This is a genomic window from Novispirillum itersonii (genome assembly GCF_014205675.1).
Taxonomy (GTDB): domain Bacteria; phylum Pseudomonadota; class Alphaproteobacteria; order Rhodospirillales; family Rhodospirillaceae; genus Novispirillum; species Novispirillum itersonii_A.
In genome coordinates, this window is the sequence record NZ_JACIIX010000001.1 from 522,512 (window position 1) to 546,143 (window position 23,632).

General features: G+C 64.1%; 23 protein-coding genes and 2 riboswitches. Of the genes, 9 read left to right on the top strand and 14 right to left on the bottom strand.

Going from position 1 to position 23,632, the window contains the following annotated elements:
- Positions 1–164: 164 nt before the first annotated feature.
- From FHS48_RS02450 to FHS48_RS02465, 4 genes are all read right to left on the bottom strand, one after another.
- Entirely contained in the window at positions 165–1,004 is an 840-nt protein-coding gene (locus FHS48_RS02450) for a protein phosphatase CheZ (protein WP_184260946.1), read from the bottom strand.
- Positions 1,005–1,252: 248 nt separating this feature from the next.
- Positions 1,253–1,444 (bottom strand): hypothetical protein, encoded by a 192-nt coding sequence (locus FHS48_RS02455; RefSeq protein WP_184260948.1) that lies wholly within the window; start codon positions 1,442–1,444, stop codon positions 1,253–1,255.
- Positions 1,445–1,822: 378 nt separating this feature from the next.
- Positions 1,823–3,685, bottom strand: a complete 1,863-nt coding sequence (locus tag FHS48_RS02460) for an ABCB family ABC transporter ATP-binding protein/permease (RefSeq protein WP_184260950.1) — start codon at positions 3,683–3,685, stop codon at positions 1,823–1,825.
- Entirely contained in the window at positions 3,685–5,013 is a 1,329-nt protein-coding gene (locus FHS48_RS02465; RefSeq protein ID WP_184260952.1) for a hypothetical protein, read from the bottom strand. Before FHS48_RS02465 ends, FHS48_RS02460 begins: the two co-directional genes overlap by 1 nt.
- Positions 5,014–5,320: 307 nt before the next feature.
- Here FHS48_RS02465 and FHS48_RS02470 point away from each other — a divergent pair, with 307 nt between their 5' ends.
- From FHS48_RS02470 to FHS48_RS02500, 7 genes are all read left to right on the top strand, one after another.
- A complete protein-coding gene (locus tag FHS48_RS02470; protein ID WP_184260954.1) occupies positions 5,321–6,205 on the top strand; it encodes a DUF4743 domain-containing protein in 885 nt (294 codons plus the stop codon).
- A gap of 192 nt (positions 6,206–6,397) precedes the next feature.
- Positions 6,398–7,381: an HpcH/HpaI aldolase/citrate lyase family protein gene (locus tag FHS48_RS02475; protein WP_184260957.1), complete on the top strand. Its 984-nt coding sequence runs from the start codon at positions 6,398–6,400 to the stop codon at positions 7,379–7,381.
- Positions 7,382–7,796: 415 nt separating this feature from the next.
- Positions 7,797–8,219: a cyclic nucleotide-binding domain-containing protein gene (locus FHS48_RS02480; RefSeq protein ID WP_184260959.1), complete on the top strand. Its 423-nt coding sequence runs from the start codon at positions 7,797–7,799 to the stop codon at positions 8,217–8,219.
- A 162-nt stretch (positions 8,220–8,381) separates the two neighbouring features.
- Entirely contained in the window at positions 8,382–8,822 is a 441-nt protein-coding gene (locus FHS48_RS02485; protein WP_184260962.1) for a cyclic nucleotide-binding domain-containing protein, read from the top strand.
- A 154-nt stretch (positions 8,823–8,976) separates the two neighbouring features.
- Complete coding sequence (locus FHS48_RS02490) at positions 8,977–9,930, top strand: acetyl-CoA carboxylase carboxyltransferase subunit alpha (protein WP_184260965.1); 954 nt, start codon at positions 8,977–8,979, stop codon at positions 9,928–9,930.
- A 5-nt stretch (positions 9,931–9,935) separates the two neighbouring features.
- The gene (locus FHS48_RS02495; protein WP_184260968.1) at positions 9,936–10,460 is read left to right on the top strand and encodes a 2-thiouracil desulfurase family protein; all 525 of its coding nucleotides are present in this window, start codon (positions 9,936–9,938) and stop codon (positions 10,458–10,460) included.
- A gap of 104 nt (positions 10,461–10,564) precedes the next feature.
- The gene (locus FHS48_RS02500; RefSeq protein ID WP_184260971.1) at positions 10,565–11,548 is read left to right on the top strand and encodes an NADPH:quinone oxidoreductase family protein; all 984 of its coding nucleotides are present in this window, start codon (positions 10,565–10,567) and stop codon (positions 11,546–11,548) included.
- 63 nt (positions 11,549–11,611) lie between these two features.
- On the opposite strand, the gene FHS48_RS02505 is transcribed toward FHS48_RS02500, so the two are convergent.
- The 4 genes from FHS48_RS02505 to FHS48_RS02520 all read right to left on the bottom strand — a co-directional run bounded on the left by FHS48_RS02505 (position 11,612) and on the right by FHS48_RS02520 (position 14,780).
- Entirely contained in the window at positions 11,612–12,985 is a 1,374-nt protein-coding gene (locus FHS48_RS02505; protein ID WP_184260974.1) for a cytochrome P450, read from the bottom strand.
- A gap of 71 nt (positions 12,986–13,056) precedes the next feature.
- Positions 13,057–13,197 carry a hypothetical protein gene (locus FHS48_RS02510; protein ID WP_184260977.1) on the bottom strand — a complete coding sequence of 47 codons (141 nt, stop codon included), beginning with the start codon at positions 13,195–13,197 and terminating at the stop codon, positions 13,057–13,059.
- Complete coding sequence (locus FHS48_RS02515) at positions 13,197–13,772, bottom strand: acyl-homoserine-lactone synthase (protein WP_184260980.1); 576 nt, start codon at positions 13,770–13,772, stop codon at positions 13,197–13,199. Before FHS48_RS02515 ends, FHS48_RS02510 begins: the two co-directional genes overlap by 1 nt.
- Before the next feature lie 273 nt (positions 13,773–14,045).
- A complete protein-coding gene (locus FHS48_RS02520; protein WP_184260983.1) occupies positions 14,046–14,780 on the bottom strand; it encodes a LuxR family transcriptional regulator in 735 nt (244 codons plus the stop codon).
- A gap of 453 nt (positions 14,781–15,233) precedes the next feature.
- Between FHS48_RS02520 and FHS48_RS02525 the strand changes: the two genes are divergently transcribed.
- Entirely contained in the window at positions 15,234–16,448 is a 1,215-nt protein-coding gene (locus FHS48_RS02525) for an ammonium transporter (RefSeq protein WP_184260987.1), read from the top strand.
- A 79-nt stretch (positions 16,449–16,527) separates the two neighbouring features.
- Here the strand turns inward: FHS48_RS02525 and FHS48_RS02530 are convergent, their stop codons facing one another.
- The 6 genes from FHS48_RS02530 to gcvT form a co-directional block, all read right to left on the bottom strand.
- On the bottom strand, positions 16,528–16,668 hold the full coding sequence (locus tag FHS48_RS02530) for a hypothetical protein (protein ID WP_184260994.1): 141 nt from the start codon (positions 16,666–16,668) through the stop codon (positions 16,528–16,530).
- A 111-nt stretch (positions 16,669–16,779) separates the two neighbouring features.
- Positions 16,780–17,352 (bottom strand): TMEM165/GDT1 family protein, encoded by a 573-nt coding sequence (locus FHS48_RS02535; RefSeq protein ID WP_184260996.1) that lies wholly within the window; start codon positions 17,350–17,352, stop codon positions 16,780–16,782.
- Positions 17,353–17,955: 603 nt separating this feature from the next.
- Positions 17,956–19,458, bottom strand: coding sequence for an aminomethyl-transferring glycine dehydrogenase subunit GcvPB (gene gcvPB, locus FHS48_RS02540; RefSeq protein WP_184260998.1), 1,503 nt, complete (start codon positions 19,456–19,458; stop codon positions 17,956–17,958).
- Positions 19,455–20,801, bottom strand: coding sequence for an aminomethyl-transferring glycine dehydrogenase subunit GcvPA (gcvPA, locus tag FHS48_RS02545; RefSeq protein ID WP_184260999.1), 1,347 nt, complete (start codon positions 20,799–20,801; stop codon positions 19,455–19,457). The genes gcvPB and gcvPA overlap by 4 nt, the downstream gene beginning before the upstream one ends.
- A 73-nt stretch (positions 20,802–20,874) precedes the next feature.
- Entirely contained in the window at positions 20,875–21,249 is a 375-nt protein-coding gene (gene gcvH / locus FHS48_RS02550; RefSeq protein ID WP_184261001.1) for a glycine cleavage system protein GcvH, read from the bottom strand.
- A gap of 4 nt (positions 21,250–21,253) precedes the next feature.
- Positions 21,254–22,393: a glycine cleavage system aminomethyltransferase GcvT gene (gene gcvT / locus FHS48_RS02555; RefSeq protein ID WP_184261003.1), complete on the bottom strand. Its 1,140-nt coding sequence runs from the start codon at positions 22,391–22,393 to the stop codon at positions 21,254–21,256.
- 72 nt (positions 22,394–22,465) lie between these two features.
- Positions 22,466–22,592, bottom strand: a riboswitch (glycine riboswitch).
- A gap of 2 nt (positions 22,593–22,594) precedes the next feature.
- Positions 22,595–22,694: riboswitch (glycine riboswitch) on the bottom strand.
- A gap of 278 nt (positions 22,695–22,972) precedes the next feature.
- Between gcvT and FHS48_RS02560 the strand changes: the two genes are divergently transcribed.
- Entirely contained in the window at positions 22,973–23,629 is a 657-nt protein-coding gene (locus FHS48_RS02560; protein ID WP_184261006.1) for a hypothetical protein, read from the top strand.
- Positions 23,630–23,632 lie beyond the last annotated feature (3 nt).

Below are 23,632 nucleotides of genomic sequence, written 5' to 3' on the forward strand. Positions count from 1 at the left end.
TTTTTGCAGGGCACTGAAAGCGGTCAGCAGAGGCCGATAAGAAAAGGGCGGAAGGTCCCGAACCTTCCGCCCCACGCAACACAAAAAACCGGATTGGGCAACACCCGCACTGACCTGCCCGCAGACCCCGGAGCCAGCCCAGAGACCGGTCGCTCTACACGGACTCAGCCAAACAGCTTATCGATATCATCCTGCCCCAAAGCCGGGGGCTCATCCGCCGCAGGGGCAGCAGGAGCCGCAGGCTTGGCTGCGGCCGGAGCGGGTTTCGCCGGGGCTGGCTTCGGGGCCGGGGCCGGGGCCGGGGCCGGGGCCGCCTTGGCAACAGGAGCAGGAGCCGGTTTCGGTGCAGGGGCCGGGGCGGGTGCAGGCGCTGCCACCGGGGCCGGAGCCGGAGTATCAAAAAGGGCATCAATCGACGCCTGACTCCCCGATGCCGGGGCAGCCCCGCCGCCCATCGTCCCGAGGATGGCATCCACGTCAGACTGGGAGACACCCCGGCCGGCCAGCTGCGGACCGTTCAGATACTTCTGATATTCATCTTTGGAGCCGCTGCCGACCGGCTGGGTTTCCGCCAGCATTTCCGGTCCCCACATATTGATGAGGGAGTTCACCCGCTGCTCAATAAATTGCAGGGACTTCACAACCTTGTTGATGCGCTGCCCGGTGATATCCTGAAAGGAACAGGCTTCAAAAATCGCCCCGGTCAGCAGCGGCACCCGGTCAATCATGGCCACCGCTTCGGGATTATCCGCGACCATGCCCCGGACATCCGTCAGCATGCCTTCCATTTCCTCGACCGACGACATGATGGTGTCGGTCGCTTCCTCGGTGGCATGCACGATGGCATCCAGCTCGTCGCTCATCTGCGTGAAGTGATCTTCTTCCCCCACCGCCCCCGGACGACGGATCGAAGCGATCTCCGCACGCATACGCTGAATATGCTGGAACAGTCCGAACAGTTCCTGCCTCAGCAGATAGACTTCAGTCTGCGGTGTCTTGCCCATCTTTTCCATTCACCCGGCTGGACTCTCCAGCCTTTTCCCGTTCATCAGCCCCGGCCTGCTCCCCCCCGGAAGCATGCTGCCCCAGATCACCACCGGTCTGCCCGGTGTGTCGGCACAGAGAAGCTGACGGATTTATCCTGCCGTATCCAACATGTCCGGTCCCTGCATCCAAAGGGCCGGACATGGCCCAAAAATACTTCTTAAATTTTATGTCCTCTTTTACTGAGGCTTCTCAGACGGTCTTACCTTCAATTTTTCGGCTCATCACGCCCTTCATTCAGCAGCCCACGGATCGCCAGGGCCGCCAGTCTGGCCCGCTGGTCATCCGACAGATCGGCCAGAATCTGTTGCTTGGCCTTGCGGATTTTCATCGCCTGTCGGATCAGCTCCGCCCGGTCTTCCGTCACCACCGTCCCCTGTGCGGCGCGGACCTGCGCCAAGGCCTTCTCCCGCGCGGAAGAACCGTCCGCAGGAGCAGGTGTTTTTCTTTTTTTCCCCGGATCGGCTTTTGCACCTTTTTTGGCCACCGCTCCGGTTTTAACGCGTTCTTTTCCCCCGCGTCCTTCAGCAGGGGCCTTTTCTCCGGGTGCCGTTTTCGCCCCGGATGCCGCCGGGGTCGCCCCAAACAGCCGCCCGAACGCGTCTTTGAGCAATCCCACTGACCTAACTCCTGAGGATCAATTTATCCGGCGAACAGACAGCGTGATCACCGTCCGTTCTGAATGATGACGACCGGAGAAGTCGATCTGCAACTGGGAAAGAGTGTATCACAGGGAATTGAAAGGACGTTAACATCAGCCACTTTGGCGGTGCTTTTATTACGGAACCGCAGCGCCCGCCACCAAAGAGTGTTGTGATCCGTCCTCCCCGTCCGGGGTATCCGTATGCTGCCGCTGCCACATCGCCGCATAGAGGCCACCGGCCGCCAGCAGGTCAGTATGGGTTCCCCGTTCAGCGATCCGCCCCTGATCCAGCACAAGGATGGAGTCGGCATCGACCACGGTGGAGAGGCGGTGCGCGATCACCAGCGTTGTCCGGTTGCGCGCCACCTGTGCCAGCGCCCCCTGAATCCCCTGTTCCGTCCGGGTGTCCAGCGCACTGGTCGCCTCGTCGAGGATCAGCAGCGGCGGGGCCTTCAGCAGGGTCCGGGCAATCGCCACCCGCTGCTTCTCGCCACCCGACAGTTTCAGGCCCCGTTCTCCGACCACCGTGTCATAGCCCTGCGGCAGCGCCATGACGAAATCATGCAAGGCGGCGAGACGGGCGGCCTGCTCCACATCGTCCCGCGAGGATCCGGGACGGCCATAGGCGATGTTATAGGCAATGGTGTCGTTAAACAGCACCGTATCCTGCGGCACCACGCCGATTGCGGCCCGCAGGCTGTCCTGCGTCACGCCCCGGATATCCTGACCGTCGATCAGGATCCGCCCTGCGGTCACATCATAGAACCGGAACAGCAGCCGGGTCAGCGTCGACTTCCCGGCCCCTGAGGCCCCGACAATCGCCGTACGGGTTCCGGCCGGGATCTCGAAACTGATATCGGTCAGAATCGGCCGCTCCGGCGCATAATGGAACCCGACCCCCTCAAACCGCACCGCACCGCCGGAGACCGCCAGCGGCAGCGCATCCCCCCGGTCGGCCACTTCCGGCACCTGATCCAGCAGGGCAAACATCGCCTGCATATCGGTCACCGCCTGCTTGATCTCGCGGTACACCACCCCGAGGAATCCCAGCGGCGCCGCCAGCTGAATCAGATAGCCGTTGACCATCACAAAGTCGCCGACGGTCATGCCCCCGCCCTGCACCTCAACCGCCGCCATTGCCATGATCAGCACCAGACCGACGGCGATGATCGCCCCCTGACCAAGATTCAGGAACACCAGCGATGCCTTCGAGCGCAGGGCCGCCTGCTCATACCCCTGCAAAGCGGTATCGTAGCGGTCGGCCTCGTGCCGCTCGTTCCCAAAGTATTTGACGGTTTCATAGTTCAGCAGACTGTCGATGGCCTTGGTGCTGGCCTCGGCATCGGTCTGGTTCATCACCCGGCGGAAGCCCAGCCGCCATTCCGTCACCATCATGGTGAACAGGGCATAACCGCCGATGGTTCCGGCGGTGACGGCGGCAAAGCGCCAGTCAAACAGGGACCACAGAATCGAGCAGACGAACAGCAGCTCCAGCGCCGAGGTTCCGGCCCGGAACAGCACCAGCCGCAGCAGCAGCTCCATGCCCCGGGTCCCGCGTTCAATCACCCGTGACAGGCCGCCGGTCTGACGGTCCAGATGAAAGCGCAGCGACAGCCGGTGCAGATGCCGGAAGGTCTTCAGCCCCAGCGTCCGCACCGCCCGTTCCACCACCCGGGAAAACACCAGATCCTGAAACTCGGTGAACGCCTGCTGCCCCAGCCGGGCCGCCCCATAGGCAATCAGCAGGCCGAACGGAACCGCCAGCGCCACCCCGGCTTCCGGCCGCAGGGACAGGGCATCCACCGCCTGTTTGTAAAACCACGGCACCGAAACGGTGACGAGCTTCCCCGCCACCAGCATCAGCACTGAAATCACCACCCGCAGCCGCAGGGCCGCAGAGTCCTGCGGCCACAGATAGGGAAACATGCGGCTGATGGTCCGCCAGTCGCCCGACGACGACGACGGAGGCACATACTGATCCGGATTTCGCGACCGCATCAGGATTTAGACGCCGGTTCATCTCCACGCGCAGCCTCTGCCGACGGATCCGGCAGGGTGCTCAGCAGATCGCCCTGTGCTGCCGGGCGGGCGGCAGAAGCCCCCTCTCCGGCCGGATCACTGCTCAGACGGCGCAGCGCATCATTAAGCCGTGACATGGAGGTCTGCAACGGTGCCGCCGCCTCTTCCGCCGGGGGCAGATCAGGCTCGGTGATCCCAGCCGGTGCGGCATCCCCTGACGGGGTCCCCCCGTCATCCTTCTGGCGGAACTGACGCAGCAGATCCCGGGCCGTATCCTCCGGCCCGCGCTGATCCGGCGCGGCATGGGCAGCCCCCTGATTCTCATCGCCAAACCCATCCGGCACATCCGGCAGATCGGTCCCCGCCCGGTCCACGGCCAGTCCGGCAGCGGCGGCGGCAATGGCGGCAACCCCGGCGGACAGCTGGGCACTTTCAGCTGACAGCGGAACCGGCTCCGGCTGCGGGGCATCCCCGCTCTCCCGGCCCGGGGTCCGGGCGACGGTCCCGGCAGGCGGATGGAATTCCGGCACCGGATAGACCTCTGCCTGATCGGCCTTCACCACCGGTTCCGGCTCCGTCCACACGCCGGTTGCGGCTGCCCAGTCCATCCGCAGGCGGACCGCCCGGGAATTGACATCGGCGAACAGCACCTGCAGGCGGGCCAGCGGACCGTCTTCCAGCACCTGCCGCATCAGCCGGTCCGCCTCGTTCTCGCGGAAGCCTTCCGACAGCTGGTCATACCGGCGCAGGAAGGTCTGCAACGCCCCGGAACAGACCATGTCTCCGGCCAGACGCTCCGCCAGCATATCGGCGAAATCAGGATAGGCGGCCGCCCGGATCAGGAAGGCATGGGAAAACGCCCACAGATCCCCCGACACCGTCCGCGCCCACAGGCCATCGGCCTCCGGTTCCGAAACCATCCCCAGCCGTTCTGCCAGCAGGGCGGCCTGACCGTTCATGTCCTTGATCACCAGGTCCATCCCGCCCAGCATGCTGCGGCGGCGGCTTTCGGCCTGCATCTCGATCAGGGTCCGGACCTGAGCCTCGGTCTGCTCCGCATTGCGGCGCGCCTGCGAGGCCAGCGTCTGCAACACCTGCTCCTGCCGCTGCCCCTGCGAGGCGATATAGAAAAAACCGATGACCAGCCACAGGGCCCCAAGGGGGCCGAAGGTCGCCGCCAGATACAGCGCAAGCTCGGTCGGGGGCAGGGTCAGCAACCCCTCCCACCCCATGGTGCTGCTGATATACAGGGCGACCGTGCCCAGCCAGATCGAGCTGACGGCACCGGCCAGGGTGAACAGGATCATCACGCCAATCATCAAACGGCTCCCGGAAGCGGCGGGGATCGGACAGGCCCCCCGGATACCATCCCCGATCCGGGGCGGCCAGCGGAACATGACCACAGACTCGTGAAAAACTGCTGAGGGACCAGCCCTGAACACTGCCCGGTATTCTGCGCATTTACAGCAGGTTTGTCACCTTTTCCTCGACCGCGCGGCACAGGCCGGGCCACCGGGGAACCTGCCGCTCCCCTTTTCCGATCCGGCCGGACATGCCACACTGCCCACCCTTGCCCCACCCTGCTCTCATTGACCGTCCCGGAACCCCTCTGCCATGGCTTTTCTCGATCATATCCGCTTCTGCAACGCGTGGACGCCGGAAGGGTTCCGTCCCTTTCTGATCGGCGGTCAGCAGATCGGCTGGGTCCGGGAAGACATGGCCGCCCGGCTGAGGACCGCCCCGGATGTCTTTGACATCACCGCCCGGTCCGTCAGCCTGTCCCCCCGACTGACAGACCCGGAGGAGCGGACCGAGGCAGTCTCCGCCGTCATGCGCAGCCTGCATGCCAACGGGGAAGGCCCCCGCCTGCGGGGCGAACTGTTCCCGGTACGGGCCCGCTGGAGCAGCCCGGACCTGATGCGGATGGACCGGGGCGTCACCTCGGTGTTCGGCATCCGGGCCTTTGGCGTCCACCTCAACGGTGTTGTCCGCCTGCCGGACGCCGCCCCCGGCTCCTGCGGTCTGGCCCTGTGGATCGGCACCCGCGCCCTCGACAAGGCCGTGGCCCCCGGCAAGCTGGACAATCTGGTCGCGGGCGGGCAGCCCGCCCACCTGACCCTTGCCGACAATCTGGTAAAGGAAGGCGAGGAAGAGGCCGGATTGCCTGCCGCCCTGACCCGCACCGCCCGCAGCACCAGCGTCATCACCTATTCCATGGCCGACCGCTGGGGGGTGAAGAATGACACCCTCTATGTCTTCGATCTCGACATGCCTGCCGGGTTCACCCCGGTCAACACCGACGGCGAGGTGACCGGCTTCACCCTGATGCCGGTGGAGCAGGTGCTGGACACCGTGCGGGACAGCGACGCCTTCAAATTCAATGTTGCGCTGGTGCTGATTGACTTCGGGATCCGCCACGGCCTGATCACCGCCGATGCTGAACCGGATTTTGACCGCCTTGCCACCGGTTTGCGTGCAGCGCACCATGGTCTTGGTTGACTTCAACAAAATTTCGGACAAAGGTTCATCCCTGAACTTTTGTTACTCAAGCTTTTCCTGAACCGGACAGGACACTGGCCTGCTGACGGTCCGGCCAAGACCACGGCGTTCCCCGGCCACACCTGTTCCCTGACGCACCGGACAACCGGCCGCCGCCTCCGGCGCGGCCCAAACACCTGAGGGAGATCGTTCATGAGCTTTACCGTTGTCGAGCCCGCCCCGGCCCGCCTGAACCGGTCGGAACAGGCCGTTCCCGGCTCCAACACCCGCTTTCTGGAGAAGGCGGCGCAGGGCAATGCCGACATAGTGTTCCTCGATCTGGAAGATGCCGTGGCACCGGACCAGAAGGAACAGGCCCGCAAAAACATTATTCAGGCCCTGCATGACCTTGACTGGTCGGGCAAGACCGTCAGCATCCGCATCAACGGTCTGGACACCCACTATTGCTACCGCGATGTCGTCGACATCATGGAGCAGGCCGGGGACAGGATCGACCTGATCATGATCCCGAAGGCCGGGACCGCCGCCGATATCTATGCCATCGACATGCTGTGCACCCAGATTGAAGCCGCCAAAGGCTACAAAAAGCGGGTCGGCTTCGAGATGATCATCGAAACCGCGCTGGGGATGCAGAACGTCCACGAAATCGCCGCCGCCTCGAAGCGCAATGAGTCCCTGCACTTCGGTGTCGCCGACTATGCCGCCTCCACCAAGGCCCGCACCACCAACATCGGGGGCCCGAACCCGGATTACGTGGTGCTGACCGATGCCGATGCCAACGGCGTGCGGGAACGCCACTGGGGCGATATGTGGCATTATGCCATCGCCCGCATGGTGGTGGCAGCCCGCGCCAACGGCCTGCGCGCCATCGACGGCCCCTTCGGCGATATCAAGGACGCCGATGGCTACCGGGCGCAGGCACTGCGCGCCGCCATCCTCGGCTGCGAAGGCAAGTGGGCGATCCACCCCAGTCAGGTGGATATCGCCAACGAAGTGTTCAGCCCGTCGGAAAAGGCCCTCGCCACCGCCCGCGCCATTCTGGTGGCGATGGAAGACGCCAAGAAAAACGGTCTGGGCGCGGTGACGCTCGATGGCAAGCTGATCGACATCGCCTCGATCAAGCAGGCTGAGGTTCTGGTGAAAACCGCCGAACAGATTGCCAGCGCCAAGGGATAATCCCTTCCGGATTTCGGCTGCCGAAAAGGTGCTCCCCCACCCGGGAGCACTTTTTTCATATCCGGTCCGCCGCCGGATCACCGGCGGGCCGTCGCACGGGGTGAAGGGGTGCGAAGAGGGGCGAGGAGGGGCTTCCGGGGGTGCGACTCGGTATCAGACCGGCTTTTTCAGCCCCCCGCAGGCGCTGCGTCCCGAAAGGAGATCACTTTCCCCATTCATACACCTAAGGCGGGAACCCTGAAAACAAATACGCCATAAGAGCTATGACTTTTCGACTTGGGCGTAACAATTATGTCTTGCCAGCCGCAAGCCCCTGACCGCCCCGCGCCCGGCAGACTGTGCCGTGGTACCACCCGCGTCATACACCGGGGACGGGCAGCCCCGCCAAGGACTGACAGAACGCGGGCACGACATCGTGAGACCTTATTCAGACACCCCCTCAACCTTTGAACGCATCGGCCCCCGCCAGTACCGGGTCCGGGAAGGCATCTGCCTGTTCCGGGAAGGACAGCCCGGCACCGGGGCCTTTCTGATTGAAAGCGGACGGGTTGAACTGACCCGTAAAATCAGGGGATCACAGACCCTGCTGGCCGTCGCCGGTCCGGGAGAGCTGATCGGCGAAATGGCCCTGATCGACGGAGAACCCCGTTCCGCCACCGCCATCACCACGGTCGAAACCATCCTGCGGGCTATCCCCGCCCGGGATTTTTGCTCACAGTTGCAGCAGCTGGACCCGATGACCCGGATGATCCTGCGCAAGATGACCAGACTTGTCCGCCGGGCCAACGACACGCTGATTTTCAATCCCTCCACTGGTCAGAACGATGTGAATCAGTGACTGTTGAAAAACTGGGGCGGCAGATCCGATTACCCCCCTCTGGATCAACCAAAGGATGACGGCAATGCACCACCGTTCACCTTCCCCCCCTCCGCCCTTCTGTGTACTCTCTGCTTAGGACCTTGCCCCACGGATCAAAGCTGACAGCTGCATGAGGCCGCCATGACCGTCACCACGCCCATTGTCCCGGAAACGTCTTCCGAAAGTGTCGCGCCGACGGGCACGCTGGGTCCCTCCCCCGGAGTCCGCTTCATCCTGCGGCGGGGACAGCGGCTGTTCAATGAAGGCGATAGTGCGGACGCGGCCTATATGATTCAGAAAGGCCGGCTGGAAGTCACCAAGCGGGTCCGTGACGACGAGACCGTTCTGGCCCTGCTCGGCCCCGGCGATATTGTCGGGGAAATGGCACTGATCGATGATATGCCCCGCTCCGCCAGCGTCAGGGCCGTGGAGGACACCTATCTGTTACGGGTGTCAAAAGATAATTTTCAGGAACGCATGCAAGGGCTCGACCCGGTGTACCGGGCGATCCTGAACCGGCTCTCCAACCGCCTCCGCCAGCAGAGCATTGAACTGGCCATGGTCCGGAAAATCGTCCGCTGACAGCAGCCGCACCGGCAAAGGCCCGCCTCTCACACCGGCGACCGTCGCAGGGCACCCCTGCGGAATAATCTTACCCTGCGGACATTTTCCCGTCGCACCCCCTGCCGGGCTGTGTTAGAGCTACCGCTTTCCGAAACCAGCCAAGCACGGGTTCATGAACTTTCTGGATTTCGAAAAGCCCATCGCCGAGATCGAAGGTAAAATCGAAGATCTCCGGCATATGGGTGACGGGGATGGCCTCAACATCGCTGAAGAAGTGGCGCGGTTGCAGGCAAAGGTCGAAAAGCGCCTGCGCGAAACTTATGCCAAGCTGACGCCGTGGCAGAAGACGCAGGTGGCACGCCACCCCGACCGTCCGCACTGCTCGCACTATCTGGCGGGACTGTTCGAGGATTTCCAGCCGCTGGCCGGGGATCGCAGCTTCGCCGATGATTCCGCCATTCTTGGCGGTCTGGCCCGGTTCCGCGGCCGGTCGGTGATGGTGATCGGGCAGGAAAAGGGCCACGACACCGAAACCCGCATGAAGCACAACTTCGGCATGGCCCGTCCGGAAGGCTACCGCAAGGCCCGCCGCCTGATGGAAATGGCGGACCATTTCGGTCTGCCGGTGATCACGCTGGTGGATACCGCCGGGGCCTACCCGGGGATTGATGCCGAAGAGCGCGGTCAGGCCGAAGCCATCGCCAAATCCATCGAAACCTGCCTTGGCATCCGCGTACCGCTGATTTCGGTGGTGATCGGGGAAGGCGGTTCCGGCGGCGCGATTGCGCTGGCAACCGGCAACGTGGTGATGATGCTGGAACACAGCATTTATTCCGTGATCTCTCCGGAAGGCTGTGCCGGGATCCTCTGGCGCTCCGGCGATCAGGCTCAGGCGGCGGCGGAAGCGCTGCGGCTGACGGCGCAGGACCTGCTGCGGCTGAAGGTGATCGACGAAGTGATCCCCGAGCCGCTGGGCGGCGCTCACCGCGCCCGGGATGCGGCCATTCATACGGTCGGCAGCGCCATTGAACGGCATCTGTCGGCACTGGTCACGCAGGATCCAGGCGTTCTGCGCGCCCGCCGCCGTGACAAGTTCCTGGCCATGGGCCGGACCGGTCTGGAGTAAGACCGATGGGGGCAGATCCGCAGAAACGCCTGCCCCGCATCCTGATCAGCGCCTGCCGGTTCGGGCAGCCGGTGCGGTACGACGGGGGACATACCCGGTCTGCCTCCCCTCTGCTGGACTGGCTGGACGCTGAAGGATGCCTGATCCCGTTCTGCCCCGAGGTCGCTGCCGGGGCACAGACACCCCGCCCCTCCGGCGAGATCCTTGGATCCGGGGGCGGAGACGGCGTTCTTGACGGCACCGCCCGCGTGGTTGAGGCCGATGGCAGCGATGTCACCTCTCTTTATGTCACCGGGGCCCGCCTGACGCTGGATCTGATCCGCCAGCATGGCATTACCCATGCCCTGCTACAGGACCGCAGCCCGTCCTGCGGTTCTGCCGTGATCTACGACGGCCGGTTTACCGGCACCCGCCACCCCGGCCATGGCGTCACCACCGCGCTGCTGCGCCGTCATGGGGTCCGGGTGTTTGCCGATCCGGAAAGCCTGCTGGCCGATCTTGGCCTGTCGATCCCGCAGGATAGCCCTTAATCGTCAACGGTTGACGGATTTCCCCGACGTTCCGTATGCTCCTTCCATAATGTTGCATTGCAACCAAAGAGACCGCCTCAAGGCTGTCGATCCGGGAGGATTCCATGCGCGCTGTACTGATCCGTGACTGGTGTGGCCCTGAGGCCCTGACGGTCGAAACCGTTCCTTCGCCGGACCTTCCGCCCGGATGTGTGCGGATCGCCGTGCATGCCGCCGGATGCAATTTCGCCGACGGTCTGATCATCGCCGGAAAATATCAGGAAAAGCCCGTCTTTCCGTTCAGCCCCGGGTTTGAGGTGGCGGGGGATATCCTCGAAACAGCCCCCGATGTCACCGGCTGGCAGGTCGGAGACCGAGTTTTTGCCGCTCTCGACCACGGCGGCTATGCCGATGAAGCGATTGCCCGGGCCGTGGACGTCCACGCCATTCCCGCCGGAATGGACTACGCCACGGCAGCCTCTTTCCCGATCGCCTATGGCACCAGCCATTTTTCCCTGATGGACCGTGCCCGCCTGCGTCCCGGCGAGATCCTGCTGGTGCACGGGGCGGCGGGCGGTGTTGGTCTGACCGCCGTAGAATGTGGCAAAGCCGCCGGAGCCACCGTGATCGCCACCGCCGGAGGGCCGGAGAAAGTGGCCGTCGCGCTGGCCCACGGGGCGGACTACGGGATCGACTACAAAAGCGAGGACATCCGCAGCCGGGTCAAGGAGTTGACCGGCGGACGTGGGGCCGATGTGGTCTACGACCCCGTAGGCGGAGAGATCTTTGATGCCTCCCTCCGCTGCACCGCCCCTGATGGGCGGATTCTGACCATCGGCTTCGCCGGGGGAACCGTGCCCCAGATTCCTGCCAACCACCTGCTGGTCAAGAACCTGACAGTGATGGGAGTCTACTGGGGGGCTTACCGCACGCTGGCACCGCAGCGGATCGCCGCCAGTTTTGCCCAATTGAAAGACTGGTACGAAGCCGGAAACCTGAAGCCCCGGGTCTCTCACACCTTCAGCCTTGATCAGGCCGCAGAGGCGATCCTGGCCCTGAAAGCCCGGCAGGTCACCGGAAAAGCCGTGATCCTGACCCGGGGACAGTAGACCACACGGTCGACCACACAGATCAGGGCGGCCCATGGCCGCCCTGTCCCGTTTCTGCGCCCGTCAGGCCGCCCGGCGCTGCGGTTCCGGCCGGGTCCGCTCCCGCCCGGTCATCATCAGTCCATGCGGCCGCAGGCTGATCATCGGCTCCGGCGTGATCCGGGCCCCCGGTGCCACCTCCAGATCCAGTGCCGGAAGAACCGTTGCCAGCACCGCCATCGCCTCGATCAGGGCGAAGTTGTTGCCAATGCACAGGCGGGGGCCACCCCCGAAGGGGAAATAGGCAAAGGCATGGTGGCTGTCTTCGGCATCACCGATAAAACGGTCAGGCCGGAACGCCTGCGGCTGATCCCAGAAGCGGTCATCCCGGTGGGTCAGCCATGGGCACACCATCAGCGACGACCCCTTGGGAATGGTGAAGCCTCCGACCTCATCATCAGCCAGCGCGGTGCGGGACAGGGACCACGCCGGGGGATAAAGCCGCATCGACTCCAGCAACGCCCCCCGGGTCACCGGCAGATTGGACAAATCATCCCACCCCGGCGCCCGCCCTTCCAGCACCTGATCCAGTTCCGCCTGCACCCGCTGCCGTTCCTGCGGATGTTCCGCCAGCAGCGAGAAGGTCCACGCCAGCGCCGCCGCCGTGGTTTCATGCGCCGCCAGCACCATGAACAGGATCTCATCACGCAGGATCTGATCCGGCAGGCCCTTGCCGGTTTCAGAATCCCGCCAGTGCAACATATGGGTCAGCAGATCGCGCGGCATCGCCTCGCCCATCGCCCGACGGTCCGCGATCATGCCATAGACAAAGTCATCAAGAGTGCGGATCGCCCGGCGGAAGCGCAGGGTCGACGGCCCCGGCAGGCGGCTGAACAGCGGGAACAGCGCCCACATCCGCTTTTCCGCCGTCCGCAGGGCGGTGGTGATCGCCCCTTGCAGGCGCTGGGTGGTGGCCCGGTCCACCTCGGTGTTGAACAGCACCTTCAACGCCACCGCCAGCGTCAGCCGCATCATCGCCTCGCCGATATCTGCGGCCCCTTTTTCCGCCCGCAGCTCTTCCATGAAATCCCGTGCCTGCACCACGGCGGCCTCCGCCACCGCCCGCAGCACATGTGATCCAAAGGCCGGACGGGCCGTTTCCCGCTGACGCTTCCAGGCGGCTCCTTCAGCGACGATCATCCCGTTCCCGAAAATCGGCTTCAGGCGGTCATAGAATTTGCTTTTGGCGTACCCCTTGGCATTGGTCTTCAGCACCCGTTCCACCTGATCCGGATGGCTGATGACGAACAGGCGTTCAGCACCGACCCGCAGTTCCACCAGATCAGCGGCACGGGCAATTGAGGTGACAGTCGCCAGCGGATCCTTCCGCAGGCGCAGCAGGGTCCGCAGGCCGAAGCGGGCGGTGGTTTTCGGGGCCGTCAGGGTCTGAGTGGTCATGGCAAAGCCTCCTGCATCCGTCATCGGATGCGGCTGATCGTTTTGAGGAACCGGGGAAAAAGAGTCTGCTGTCAGGGCGGCGGGGGTCTGCGGATGGCCTCCAGAGCCGCCTGTAGGGAGGCGGTCAGGGCCGGATCCCCCAGCTGCTGCGCCTCCCGGTACAGATAGCGCAGGCACCGTTCAACGGCAGATCGCCACCGTGGCGTCATCATCAGGCCGCCACTGTGGCGGTATCGGCATGCGGATGGGTCAGGCAGCGCTGACGGACCCGGGCCAGATTGGCCTCCGATGCATCAAAGTACCCGGCGACCGCCGGAGCATTGCCGATCGCCACCGGCTGCCCCAGCCGGTGCGTTTCCAGTCCACAGCGGCGCAGAAGCCGCTCAAAGGGCAGCTCGCAGATGGCCACCATCTGAGTGATCCCGTGATCAAGCCCCAGCTCCAGCATGGCTTCCAGCAACAGGCCCGTCACGGTATGGACCCGCCCCAGCCCCCCGTCCCGGCCATCCGGATCAGGCATCCGGATCGCAAAGCGGGTGGCTTCCCACACTGTGGTGGCATCGGGCAAAGCCCCCTCCACCAACGGGCGGAACACCGGAACATCCTTGAACAGGGTCGGCCCGGAAGACGGCAGCAGCCGCCAGCAGCCCTCCAGACGGCCTTCGGGGCCGACACACAGACCATAAACCGGTGCCATCAGGTCATACGGATCCCGCTCCAGCCCCCCACGGACGTTCACGCTCCAGCCATGGCGGTCTGCGAACACCTCGCGACGCAGGCGAAACATATCCCGCAACAGCTCCCTCGGGACGGGTGAGGATGGACTGTGAAGAAGAACGGAGTAGGTCATTGGCCGGGTTCCCTGTCATGAATTCGCTGATGGAAAGGTGCGGCATGAAAACCGGAAATTGTATTCCTACGAAGTAAGGACTTGATCGTGTTTAAATAGAATCATAATTTTATGAACATTCTGGGATTGTTTTTAAACGACTGATCACAAATATAAAAAGGCCCCTCATATCCTGAGGGGCCCTGTTGTTGTTTTGAGGAATTAAAATAATCAGGGGAAAATCTGATAGGTCATGATGGCCTTAACCACAGCCTGCGGCTTGGAGGAAACCCCCAGCTTCTCCATCGCCGACTTCAGATACTGCTTCACCGTATGCTCCGAAATCCTGAGAATTTCTCCGGTTTCCCAGGCGGTCTTTCCCCGCGCCGCCCACAGCAGGGCTTCCCGTTCACGACGGGACAATGGTGTCACCACCTCGCGGCCAGCCTCCTCCCGCAGGGTGGTGACACGCTCGTGGTAATACAGGGATCCCAGATGCACCAGATGCTTCAGGTGCGGAAAAGCCTGACGGAATTCGGAGTCGGGCTGATCAGACGCCAGACTGACAATGGCAAAAGAATTACGGCTGTGAATCGGGATCGTCATCCCCTGCGTCAGTCCGAACTCCCGGGCTTCATGGAAGATAACCTTCTGATCCCCCTTGACCGTGGGGTCATAGATCAGGTCAGACCACATCACCGGCACAACCGATGACGCCGCCCGGTCCAGCACCGGATCGACCATCTCGTACTGCTGGCCGTCATAATGCTGCCGCCACTCATCCGGATAATTGCTGATCACCGGACGCGCCGCCTCGCCCTCCGCCACCCCCCCGGTGCGCAGACTGACATAGGTAAATACCGACAGCCCCAGATCCCCGATGAACTTCAGAAACAGCTGTTCCAGTTCATCAACGTTCCGGGCCTGTTCGAGGTCCCCGATAAAGGACGTCAAAACGGCGTGCATCTCGCTCTCCCACACAGGCGATGCAGTGTGCGTTCCCCACGTTAGAATTTCACGCCCGTCCCCGCGCGGCAAGAGCAGTCTGTTACTTTTTCTCCCTCTCTGTCACAGACCTGTAGACCTTTGTCGGATACCGGAGGATTTATTTCTGCACAGACACCCCTCTGCCAGAGGCTCCGTATGCAGAAAAACAACACCGGATCCCCGTGCCGCCTTTTTCAGCAGGGCTCCGCCTGTTTTTTAAGCGTTACCGCAGAATCCCGGACCCCGGATCCCTGCCCGACAGCGCCTGTACCGCTTGGCCCCATCCTTGCAGACCACCGGCAGCGCCCGGCCCCCTGTCTGCCCACCTGACGACAGGCCAATGCCGGAGCCGGAATCCAAAAGCCGCCAAGGCCGGTTCCGCCCCGTCCAAAAAGCGGCCCTGTCACCGGGCCACCTCAGGGAATTCCGCGGATGCACGCAGGACTGGATGTCTTTTTTCTGTTGATCGGCGCGGCCATGGTTCTGGCCATGCACGCCGGTTTCGCCTTTCTTGAGGCAGGCACCGTCCGCCGCAAGAATCAGGTCAACGCGCTGGTGAAAATCATCACCGACCTCGGCGTTTCAACCGTCGTCTACTTCGCGGTCGGCTATACCATCGCCTATGGCACCACTTTCTTTGTTTCCGCCACGGAACTGACTGGCGGCGCAGGCGGTGCCTTCAAGGCACAGGGCGTTGATCTGGTTAAGTTCTTCTTCCTGCTGATGTTTGCCGCCGCCATCCCCGCCATCATTTCCGGCGGCATTGCCGAGCGGGCAAAGTTCTGGCCGCAGCTGATGGCCACCGCGATCATCGTCGGCCTGATCTATCCGCTGATGGAAGGCATGGTCTGGGGCGGACGCTTTGGCCTCCAGGACGGGATCGAAGCCCTGACCGGTGCCAAATTCCACGACTTCGCCGGGTCGGTGGTGGTCCATGCCTTCGGGGGCTGGCTGGCTCTGGGGGCGGTGATCCTGCTGGGGGCACGGCGGGGGCGCTACACCAAGGCCGGGCAGCTGATCGCAATCCCGCCGTCCAACATTCCGTTTCTGGCCCTCGGGTCATGGATCCTGTGCGTCGGCTGGTTCGGCTTCAACGTCATGAGCAGCCAGAGTGTCGAAACCGCCTCCGGTCTGGTGGCCATGAACTCTCTGCTGGCGATGGTCGGCGGACTTCTGGCCGCCGTGGTCGCCGGGCGCAATGACCCCGGCTTCATTCACAACGGGGCATTGGCCGGGCTGGTGGCGGTCTGCGCCGGATCGGATGTCATGCACCCGCTGGGGGCACTGGTCACCGGCGGTCTGGCCGGGGGCCTGTTCGTCTGGGGCTTCAACCGCTGCCAGATCCGCTGGAAGATTGATGACGTGCTGGGGGTATGGCCGCTGCACGGGCTGTGCGGCACACTGGGCGGCCTTGCCGCCGGAGTGTTCGGCCAGCAGGCGCTGGGGGGAATCGGCGGGGTCAGCCTGACGGCCCAGATCCTCGGCACAGCCGGTGGGGTCGCTTTCGCCGCCGTCTCCGGTTTTGTCGTGTACGGCCTGCTGAAGAGAACCGTCGGCATCCGTCTGGATGCGGAAGACGAGCACCGGGGTGCCGACCTGTCGATCCATCAGGTTCCGGCCTACCCGGAAGAAGAGCTGATCCGCTGAAGCCACCGCCTGACCAAAAAAAGGGCTGCACCCCCGCAGGGTGCAGCCCTTTTTTGCATCCCGGACTCTCCGGCACCGGTCAGCGGCGCACCGCACGGCGGTTGCGGACCCGCACCGGCACCGGCTGCGGTTTCCGCGCCTGACGCAGCACCGACAGGGTCATCAGGGCGGCGACCGCCCCGGCCAGAACCAACGGAGCCATATCCATCATCCAAGCCATGGGAACCTCCTCACCCTGAGTCTGTTACAGGGGCGGAAGCCCCCCGAGTCGAAACACTATACCAGACGGAACACACCCTGCCTGTGATCCAGAAGATCTATCCGCCTCCCGTTACACCACCGGCCACAGCAGGGTAACCCCCCCGAGGACGGCAAAGATCAGGGCCGCGCCGGTCCGGACCCACACCAGCGGTACTTTTTTCGCTGCCGCCTCGCCCACCAGCACCGCCGGAACATTGGCCAGCATCATGCCCAGCGTGGTGCCCAGCGTGACCATTACTATCTGGTCATAGCGGGCCGCCAGCGCAACCGTGGCAATCTGGGTTTTGTCACCGATCTCGACAAAAAAGAAGGCCACCAGTGTGGTCAGAAACGGCCCGAACCGCGACGGCTTCGGGGCATCATCCTCGTCCATCTTGTCCGGAATCAGCGCCCATCCCGCCATCAGCAGGAACGACGCCCCCAGCCCCCAGCGGAACCAGTCCCCGCTGAGCCAGTCGGCCACCAGTGTGCCGACAACGGCCGCCACCGCATGGTTGGCCAGCGTCGCCACCAGAATACCGAAAATGATCGGCACCGGGGCCCGGAACCGCACGGCCAGCAGCAGCGCCAGCAACTGGGTTTTGTCGCCGATTTCCGCAATGGCGACCACCGCGGTCGGCACCAGAAGCGATTCAAGGATCATGATGGAATGCTCTCTCGTTGGGGGCCGGGCATGACCGTTGGTTTCGGTGTCCCCCCGGCCCCAACCGGAGTCACCGCAACCAAAGGTCTCGCCGACATCTGCCGCCGGAGCCCTCTTCGCTCCCGCCGCCTCTGCCACAGCCGCCATGATCCGGCATCTCTGCCTGACCAAGCCTGTTGACGACTGCCCGCCTCAAACGTCCGCAGGAATTTCCCGCAGGATGGACGGTGGCTACTCCCCAATGATGAGTACCCGCTATGTGCCATGGCGCATGCGGGGGTGCAAGTTGAAAAAGCCGGGATTATGGCAGAGCCCACAAAAGCGAACCCCCCGACCCGACCGGAGCACCCTGCCCACCATGGTGCTCAACGGTCAGATCGGGGGGCTGCCGGGCCTCTCTCTGCCACGGGATAAGGTATTGCAGGCGGCATGCCAATCCGGGCGCATCCCTCACAATCCTGATAATATATTGATTTTAAACATAATAAAAATCCCCCTGCGGCAGAGCCATCAGGGGGATCCTTATTGATTCGCAGAACGCAACGCAGATCAGAAAAGCACTGTCTCAAACTGCCTGCGACTGCGCCGCAGTTACGCTTACCATTACGATTCTGGCGGGGTCCAGCGCAGCACCGGCTTGCGGGCGGCGAGGGTCTCGTCCAGACGGCGGCGCGGGGTATGCACCGGGGCCTGCCGGAAGTATTCGGCATCCCCGGCCTTGGCCCGCTCGGCCAGACCGCGCACCGCGTCGATGAACTGATCGAGCGCGGCCTTGCTTTCCGTCTCGGTCGGTTCCATCAGCAGCGCCCCATGCACCACCAACGGGAAGTACATGGTCATCGGGTGGTAACCTTCGTCGATCAGCGCCTTGGCGAAGTCGAGGGTGGTGACGCCGGTATCCTTCAGGAAGCGGTCATCAAACAGCGCCTCGTGCATCACCGGCCCTTCGAAGGAGGCCGACAGCACATCCGCCAGACGGGCATACAGGTAGTTGGCATTCAGCACGGCATCGCCGGACACCTGCTGAAGACCGTCCTTGCCGAGCGCCAGCATATAGGCCAGCGCCCGCACGAACATGCCGAACTGGCCATGATAGCCCTTCATGCGGCCGAACGGCTTCGCGTCACCGTCCGCATCGCGTTCCAGCTCCACCAGCCGGAAGCCCTTGTCATCGCGCACCACATAGGGCACCGGAGCATAGGGGGCCAGCGCCGCCGACAGAACGGTCGGGCCGGAGCCCGGGCCGCCGCCGCCATGCGGGGTGGAAAAGGTCTTGTGCAGGTTGATGTGCATGGCATCAACGCCAAGGTCGGCAATGCGGATGCGGCCGACCACGGCGTTGAAGTTCGCGCCGTCCATATACACATAGGCCCCGGCTTCGTGGACGATGCGGGAGATTTCAATCATCTCCGGCTCGAACAGGCCGCAGGTGTTGGGGTTGGTGATCATCACCGCCGCCACATGCGGGCCCAGCTTGGCCTTCACCGCCTCCGCCGACACCCGGCCCGACTCTTCCGCCGGAATGCTTTCCACCACATAGCCGCAGATGGCGGCGGTGGCCGGGTTGGTGCCATGGGCGCTTTCCGGCACCAGAATGGTGGTGCGGTTTTCGCCCCGGGCATCCATGGCGGCCCGGATCGCCATCACGCCGCACAGTTCCCCATGCGCCCCGGCCGCCGGGGACAGCGCCACCGCCGGCATGCCGGTCAGCTGCTTCAGCCAGTGCGACAGGGTATCCATCAGCTCCAGCGCGCCCTGCACGGTGGACACCGGCTGGAACGGATGGATATCGGCCAGACCGGCCATCCGCGCCGCCTTTTCGTTCAGGCGCGGATTGTACTTCATGGTGCAGGAGCCCAGCGGGAACAGACCGGTGTCGATCCCGTAGTTCTTCTGCGACAGGCGGGTGTAGTGGCGGACCACCTGCGGCTCCGCCAGACCCGGCAGCCCGACGGCACCGGTGCGGCGCAGGCCGCCCAGACGGTCCTCATAGGGCTCAATCGCCGGAACATCGACGGCGGTGCGGTCGTGGTGATCGTATTCAAAGATCAGCCGTTCTTCGACCATCAGGCCCCGGTTGCCGGTAATGGTACGGGTCTCGGTCATGACAGCACCTCCTTCAGACCGGCGACAAGGGCATCAAGGTCCTCGTCGCTGTTCATTTCGGTCACGGCCACCAGCAGGACGCCGTCCAGTTCCGGGTAGGTCGGGTAGAAGCGGCTGGCGGGCACCCCGGCCAGCACATTCTTCGCCGCCAGCGCCTCCACCACAGCGGCGGCGGACGCGTCGAACGCAATGGCGAATTCATTGAAGAAGGTCGACGACAGCACCTTCACCCCCGGCACCGCCGCCAGACGGCGGGCGGCTTCGACGGCGCGGGCGTGGTTATAGTCCGCCAGCCCGGTGAAGCCCTTTTCGCCCAGCAGGGTCATGTGGATCGAAAAGGCTGTCGCCACCAGACCGGAGTTGGTGCAGATGTTGGAAGTCGCCTTTTCGCGGCGGATGTGCTGCTCGCGGGTTGACAGGGTCAGCACGAAGCCGCGCTTGCCGTCAACGTCAACAGTCTCGCCGCACAGGCGGCCCGGCATCTGGCGCAGATACTTCGACCGGCTGGCGAACAGGCCGACGCCCGGGCCGCCGAATCCGGCGGGCAGGGCCAGACTCTGGCCTTCAGCGACAACGATATCGGCCCCCATCTCACCCGGGGTCTTCAGCAGGCCAAGGCTCAGCGGCTCGGTGGTGGCGACCACCAGCAGGGCCCCGGCCTCATGCACCGCCTCGGCCAGCGCCGAGAAATCCTTCAGATGACCGAAGAAGCCCGGGGTCTGCACGATCACGCAGGCCAGATCGTCATCGACCCGGCCGATCAGGTCTTCCAGCCCCATCGCGTCCGGCGGCAGGATCTCAACATCCACCCCGGTGAACTTCAGGAAGGTGTCGGTGGTGTCGGCAAAATGCGGATGCACGCCGCCGGAGACCAGAACCTTCTTACGCTTGGTGATGCGCTGCGCCATCGCGGCGGCTTCGGCGCAGGCCGTCGCGCCGTCATACATGGAGGCGTTGGCGACCTCCATGCCGGTCATCAGCGCCACCTGGGTCTGGAACTCGAACAGCACCTGAAGGGTGCCCTGCGCGATTTCCGGCTGATAGGGGGTATAGGCGGTCAGGAACTCGCCGCGCTGAATCAGGTAATCCAGCGCCGCCGGGGTGTGGTGGCGGTAGTTACCCGCCCCCAGAAAGGCCGCAGCCTGCGAACAGTTCAGGTTCTTGGCCGCCAGCGCCGCCATGGCGCGTTCAACCTGAAGCTCGGTCTTCTGGTTGGGCAGGTCAATCGCCTCGGGATGCCGGGCTGCCGCCGGAACATCCCGGTACAGGGCGTCAACCGACTCCGCGCCGATGGCGGCCAGCATGGCCTGCCGGTCGTCGGCGGTCAGGGGGAGAAAACGCATGATTCGTTATCCGTATTCCGTTATCCGGAAACAGCCCTGCGGAGTCCCGGCAGGGCCGTTCTGTCAGGATGCCTTACAGGCTGGCGACGAAAGCGTCGTAGGCGGCCTTGTCCATCAGGCCATCCAGATCGCCGGTGCCGGAAATCTGGACCTTGAAGAACCAGCCTTCGCCTTCCGGGTCACGGTTGACCAGCGCCGGATCATCGACCAGCGCCTGATTGCCTTCGGTAACCGTGCCGCTGACCGGGGAGTAAACGTCAGAGGCCGCCTTCACCGACTCGACAACTGCCGCTTCCTTGCCCTTGGAGACGGCCTTGCCCGCATCCGGCACTTCCACGAACACCACATCGCCGAGCTGACCCTGCGCAAAATCGGTGATGCCGACGGTGGCAACATCGCCATCCACGGCGATCCATTCATGTTCTTCGGTAAAATACAGAGTGGTCATCGGATTATCCCCGGTAATAGCGTTGTTCGACGAAGGGCAGGGTGACGACACGGGCCGGAAGGGCCTTGCCGCGCACGATCAGGGCCAGGGCGGTGCCGGGTTCGGCATAGGCGCTGGCGACGTAGCCCATGGCGATCGGACCGTTGACCGACGGACCAAAGCCGCCGCTGGTCACTTCGCCGATGGTCTGGCCGTCGGTGGACTGAATTTCGGTATGGGCCCGGGCCGGGGCGCGGCCCTCAACCAGAATGCCGACCCGGCGGCGGGTGGTGCCGTTGGTCAGGTGGTCGGTGACGGTGCCGAAGCCCGGGAAGCCGCCATCGGCCTTGCGGCGCTTGCCGAGGGCAAATTCCAGCGCCGCTTCCACCGGGCTGGTGGTGGTGTCGATATCCGACCCGTACAGCGGCAGACCGGCTTCCAGACGCAGCGAGTCGCGGGCTCCCAGTCCGGCGGGCTGGACATCAGCATGATCCAGCAGCTGACGCACCACATGCTCGGCCTGATCGCCCGGAATGGAGATTTCGAAACCGTCTTCCCCGCTGTAGCCGGAGCGGGTGGCAAAGCACGGCACCCCACAGATTTCCAGCGGACCGGCATCCATGAACACCATGCTGGCCGAAGCCGGAGCAAAATGCGCCAGAACCGCGCCCGCCTTCGGCCCCTGAAGAGCGATCAGGGCGCGGTCTTCGTGGCGCTCGATAGTCACCCGGTCGCCGAACGCCGCCTGCATATGGGCGAAATCAGCATCCTTGCAGCCGGCGTTGACCACCACGAACCACTTCTGGAGCCCGTCGGCGGTATGGCCGAGGTTACAGACCATCAGGTCGTCACGGATCCCGCCTTCGTCATTCATCAGCAGGGTGTAGCGCTGACGGCCCGGCTTCAGTTCCTTCAGGGATCCCGGGGTCAGGCTTTCCAGTGCCCCGGCGACATCGGCCCCGGTCAAGGTGGCCTGCCCCATGTGCGACACATCGAACAGGGCAGCGGCGGTGCGGCAGTGGGTGTGTTCGGCGATAATGCCCGCCGGGTACTGAACCGGCATATCATAGCCCGCGAAAGGCACCATACGGGCCCCCAGCGAACGGTGCAGGGCATCAAGCGGAACCTGTTTCAGGGGCGCATCGGGGGCGTCGGAAGCGGACACGACGGCAGTCCTCCGGCAGAAGGGGCACGGCCAGCCCCTGCCAGCAACGGCAGAGACCGGGATGGGTGCCTCCCTCTGTCTCACGACCTGAAAGATTCACGCCGGTCTCCTGACGGAGCCCACTCAGGGACTCGGGGATCCGGCGTTTACTTCTTCGGTGAGTGCCGGTCTGTAACCAGACAGCACTGCTTTCCAGAGGTCCGTCCCCCCGCGGTCCTTTTGCCTGAGAGTTTCCGGAGGCGGTTGCTCCTTCGGCGCCATCCTGCCATGCGGGCAGGCTGATCTCTTCCACGGGGTTCGTTCGGTTCCCCCACCATGACCTGCGGCACCGGTCCGGTCAAGCCCCCAGCAGGGTCGGCTTTCCCTTTCTGCGGGAACTGACGGTCATTCCCCAGCCGTTCCGGATGTAAACAGTCATATCCCCCGCTCTCAACCGGCAATATTTGCCGAGAGAACCCTCTGCAATCCCTACACTTTATTAACAGTCCCGGCGTTACCATGGTTCTACCGCCGGGGTGACGTGGATGCGTTTCCCGGTTTCCGGCCCCCGGGGCCGTTCACTGTCGGGGATTTACACCGATGTCGATTTCCACCCCATCGCCCGCCCCCTCCGCGCCGGTTTACTCGGTTCCGGCGGCCCTTTCCGATATGCCGGAAGCGGAACGGCAGGCATGGCGTGACCTGACCGCCTACGTCCGCGCCCTGCGCGACGGGGTGCCGCCACTGACCCGGATCCTCAGCGATCTGCTCGCCACGCCGGAGGCCGATAACCTCTCTGACCTCAACGGTCTGGTCAACGAAGTGACCGGACGGCTGGGGGCTTCTCTGCGCACCATGGTCCTGTCGCTGCTGCCCAGTCTGGGCGACGGTATTGAACTTCAGGCCAGCCTTGACGACCGCCACCTGCATGCGGTCAACGACCTGTCGCCCGCCACCAAGGGGGCGCTGCATCTGCTGCTGGCGCCGGAAACCGACATGTCCGACCAGTTTTCGATTCTGGAGGCGATTGCCCGCTTCGTCACCCTGTGGCGGTTTACCGAGGCCAGCGCCCGCGCCGCCTGGGTTGACCCGACCGACAGCAACGTGCTGTGGGCCAGTGTACAGCGCATGGCCCGCCGGGTGGAAAACGGCGACTGCCGCCTGCGCCTGAACCCCGATGGCACCAACACGCTGGTACTGCGCTGCCCGGACGGTCCGGTGCTGGCAGCGTGGACCATGCCGAAGCCGACTCGCTGACGG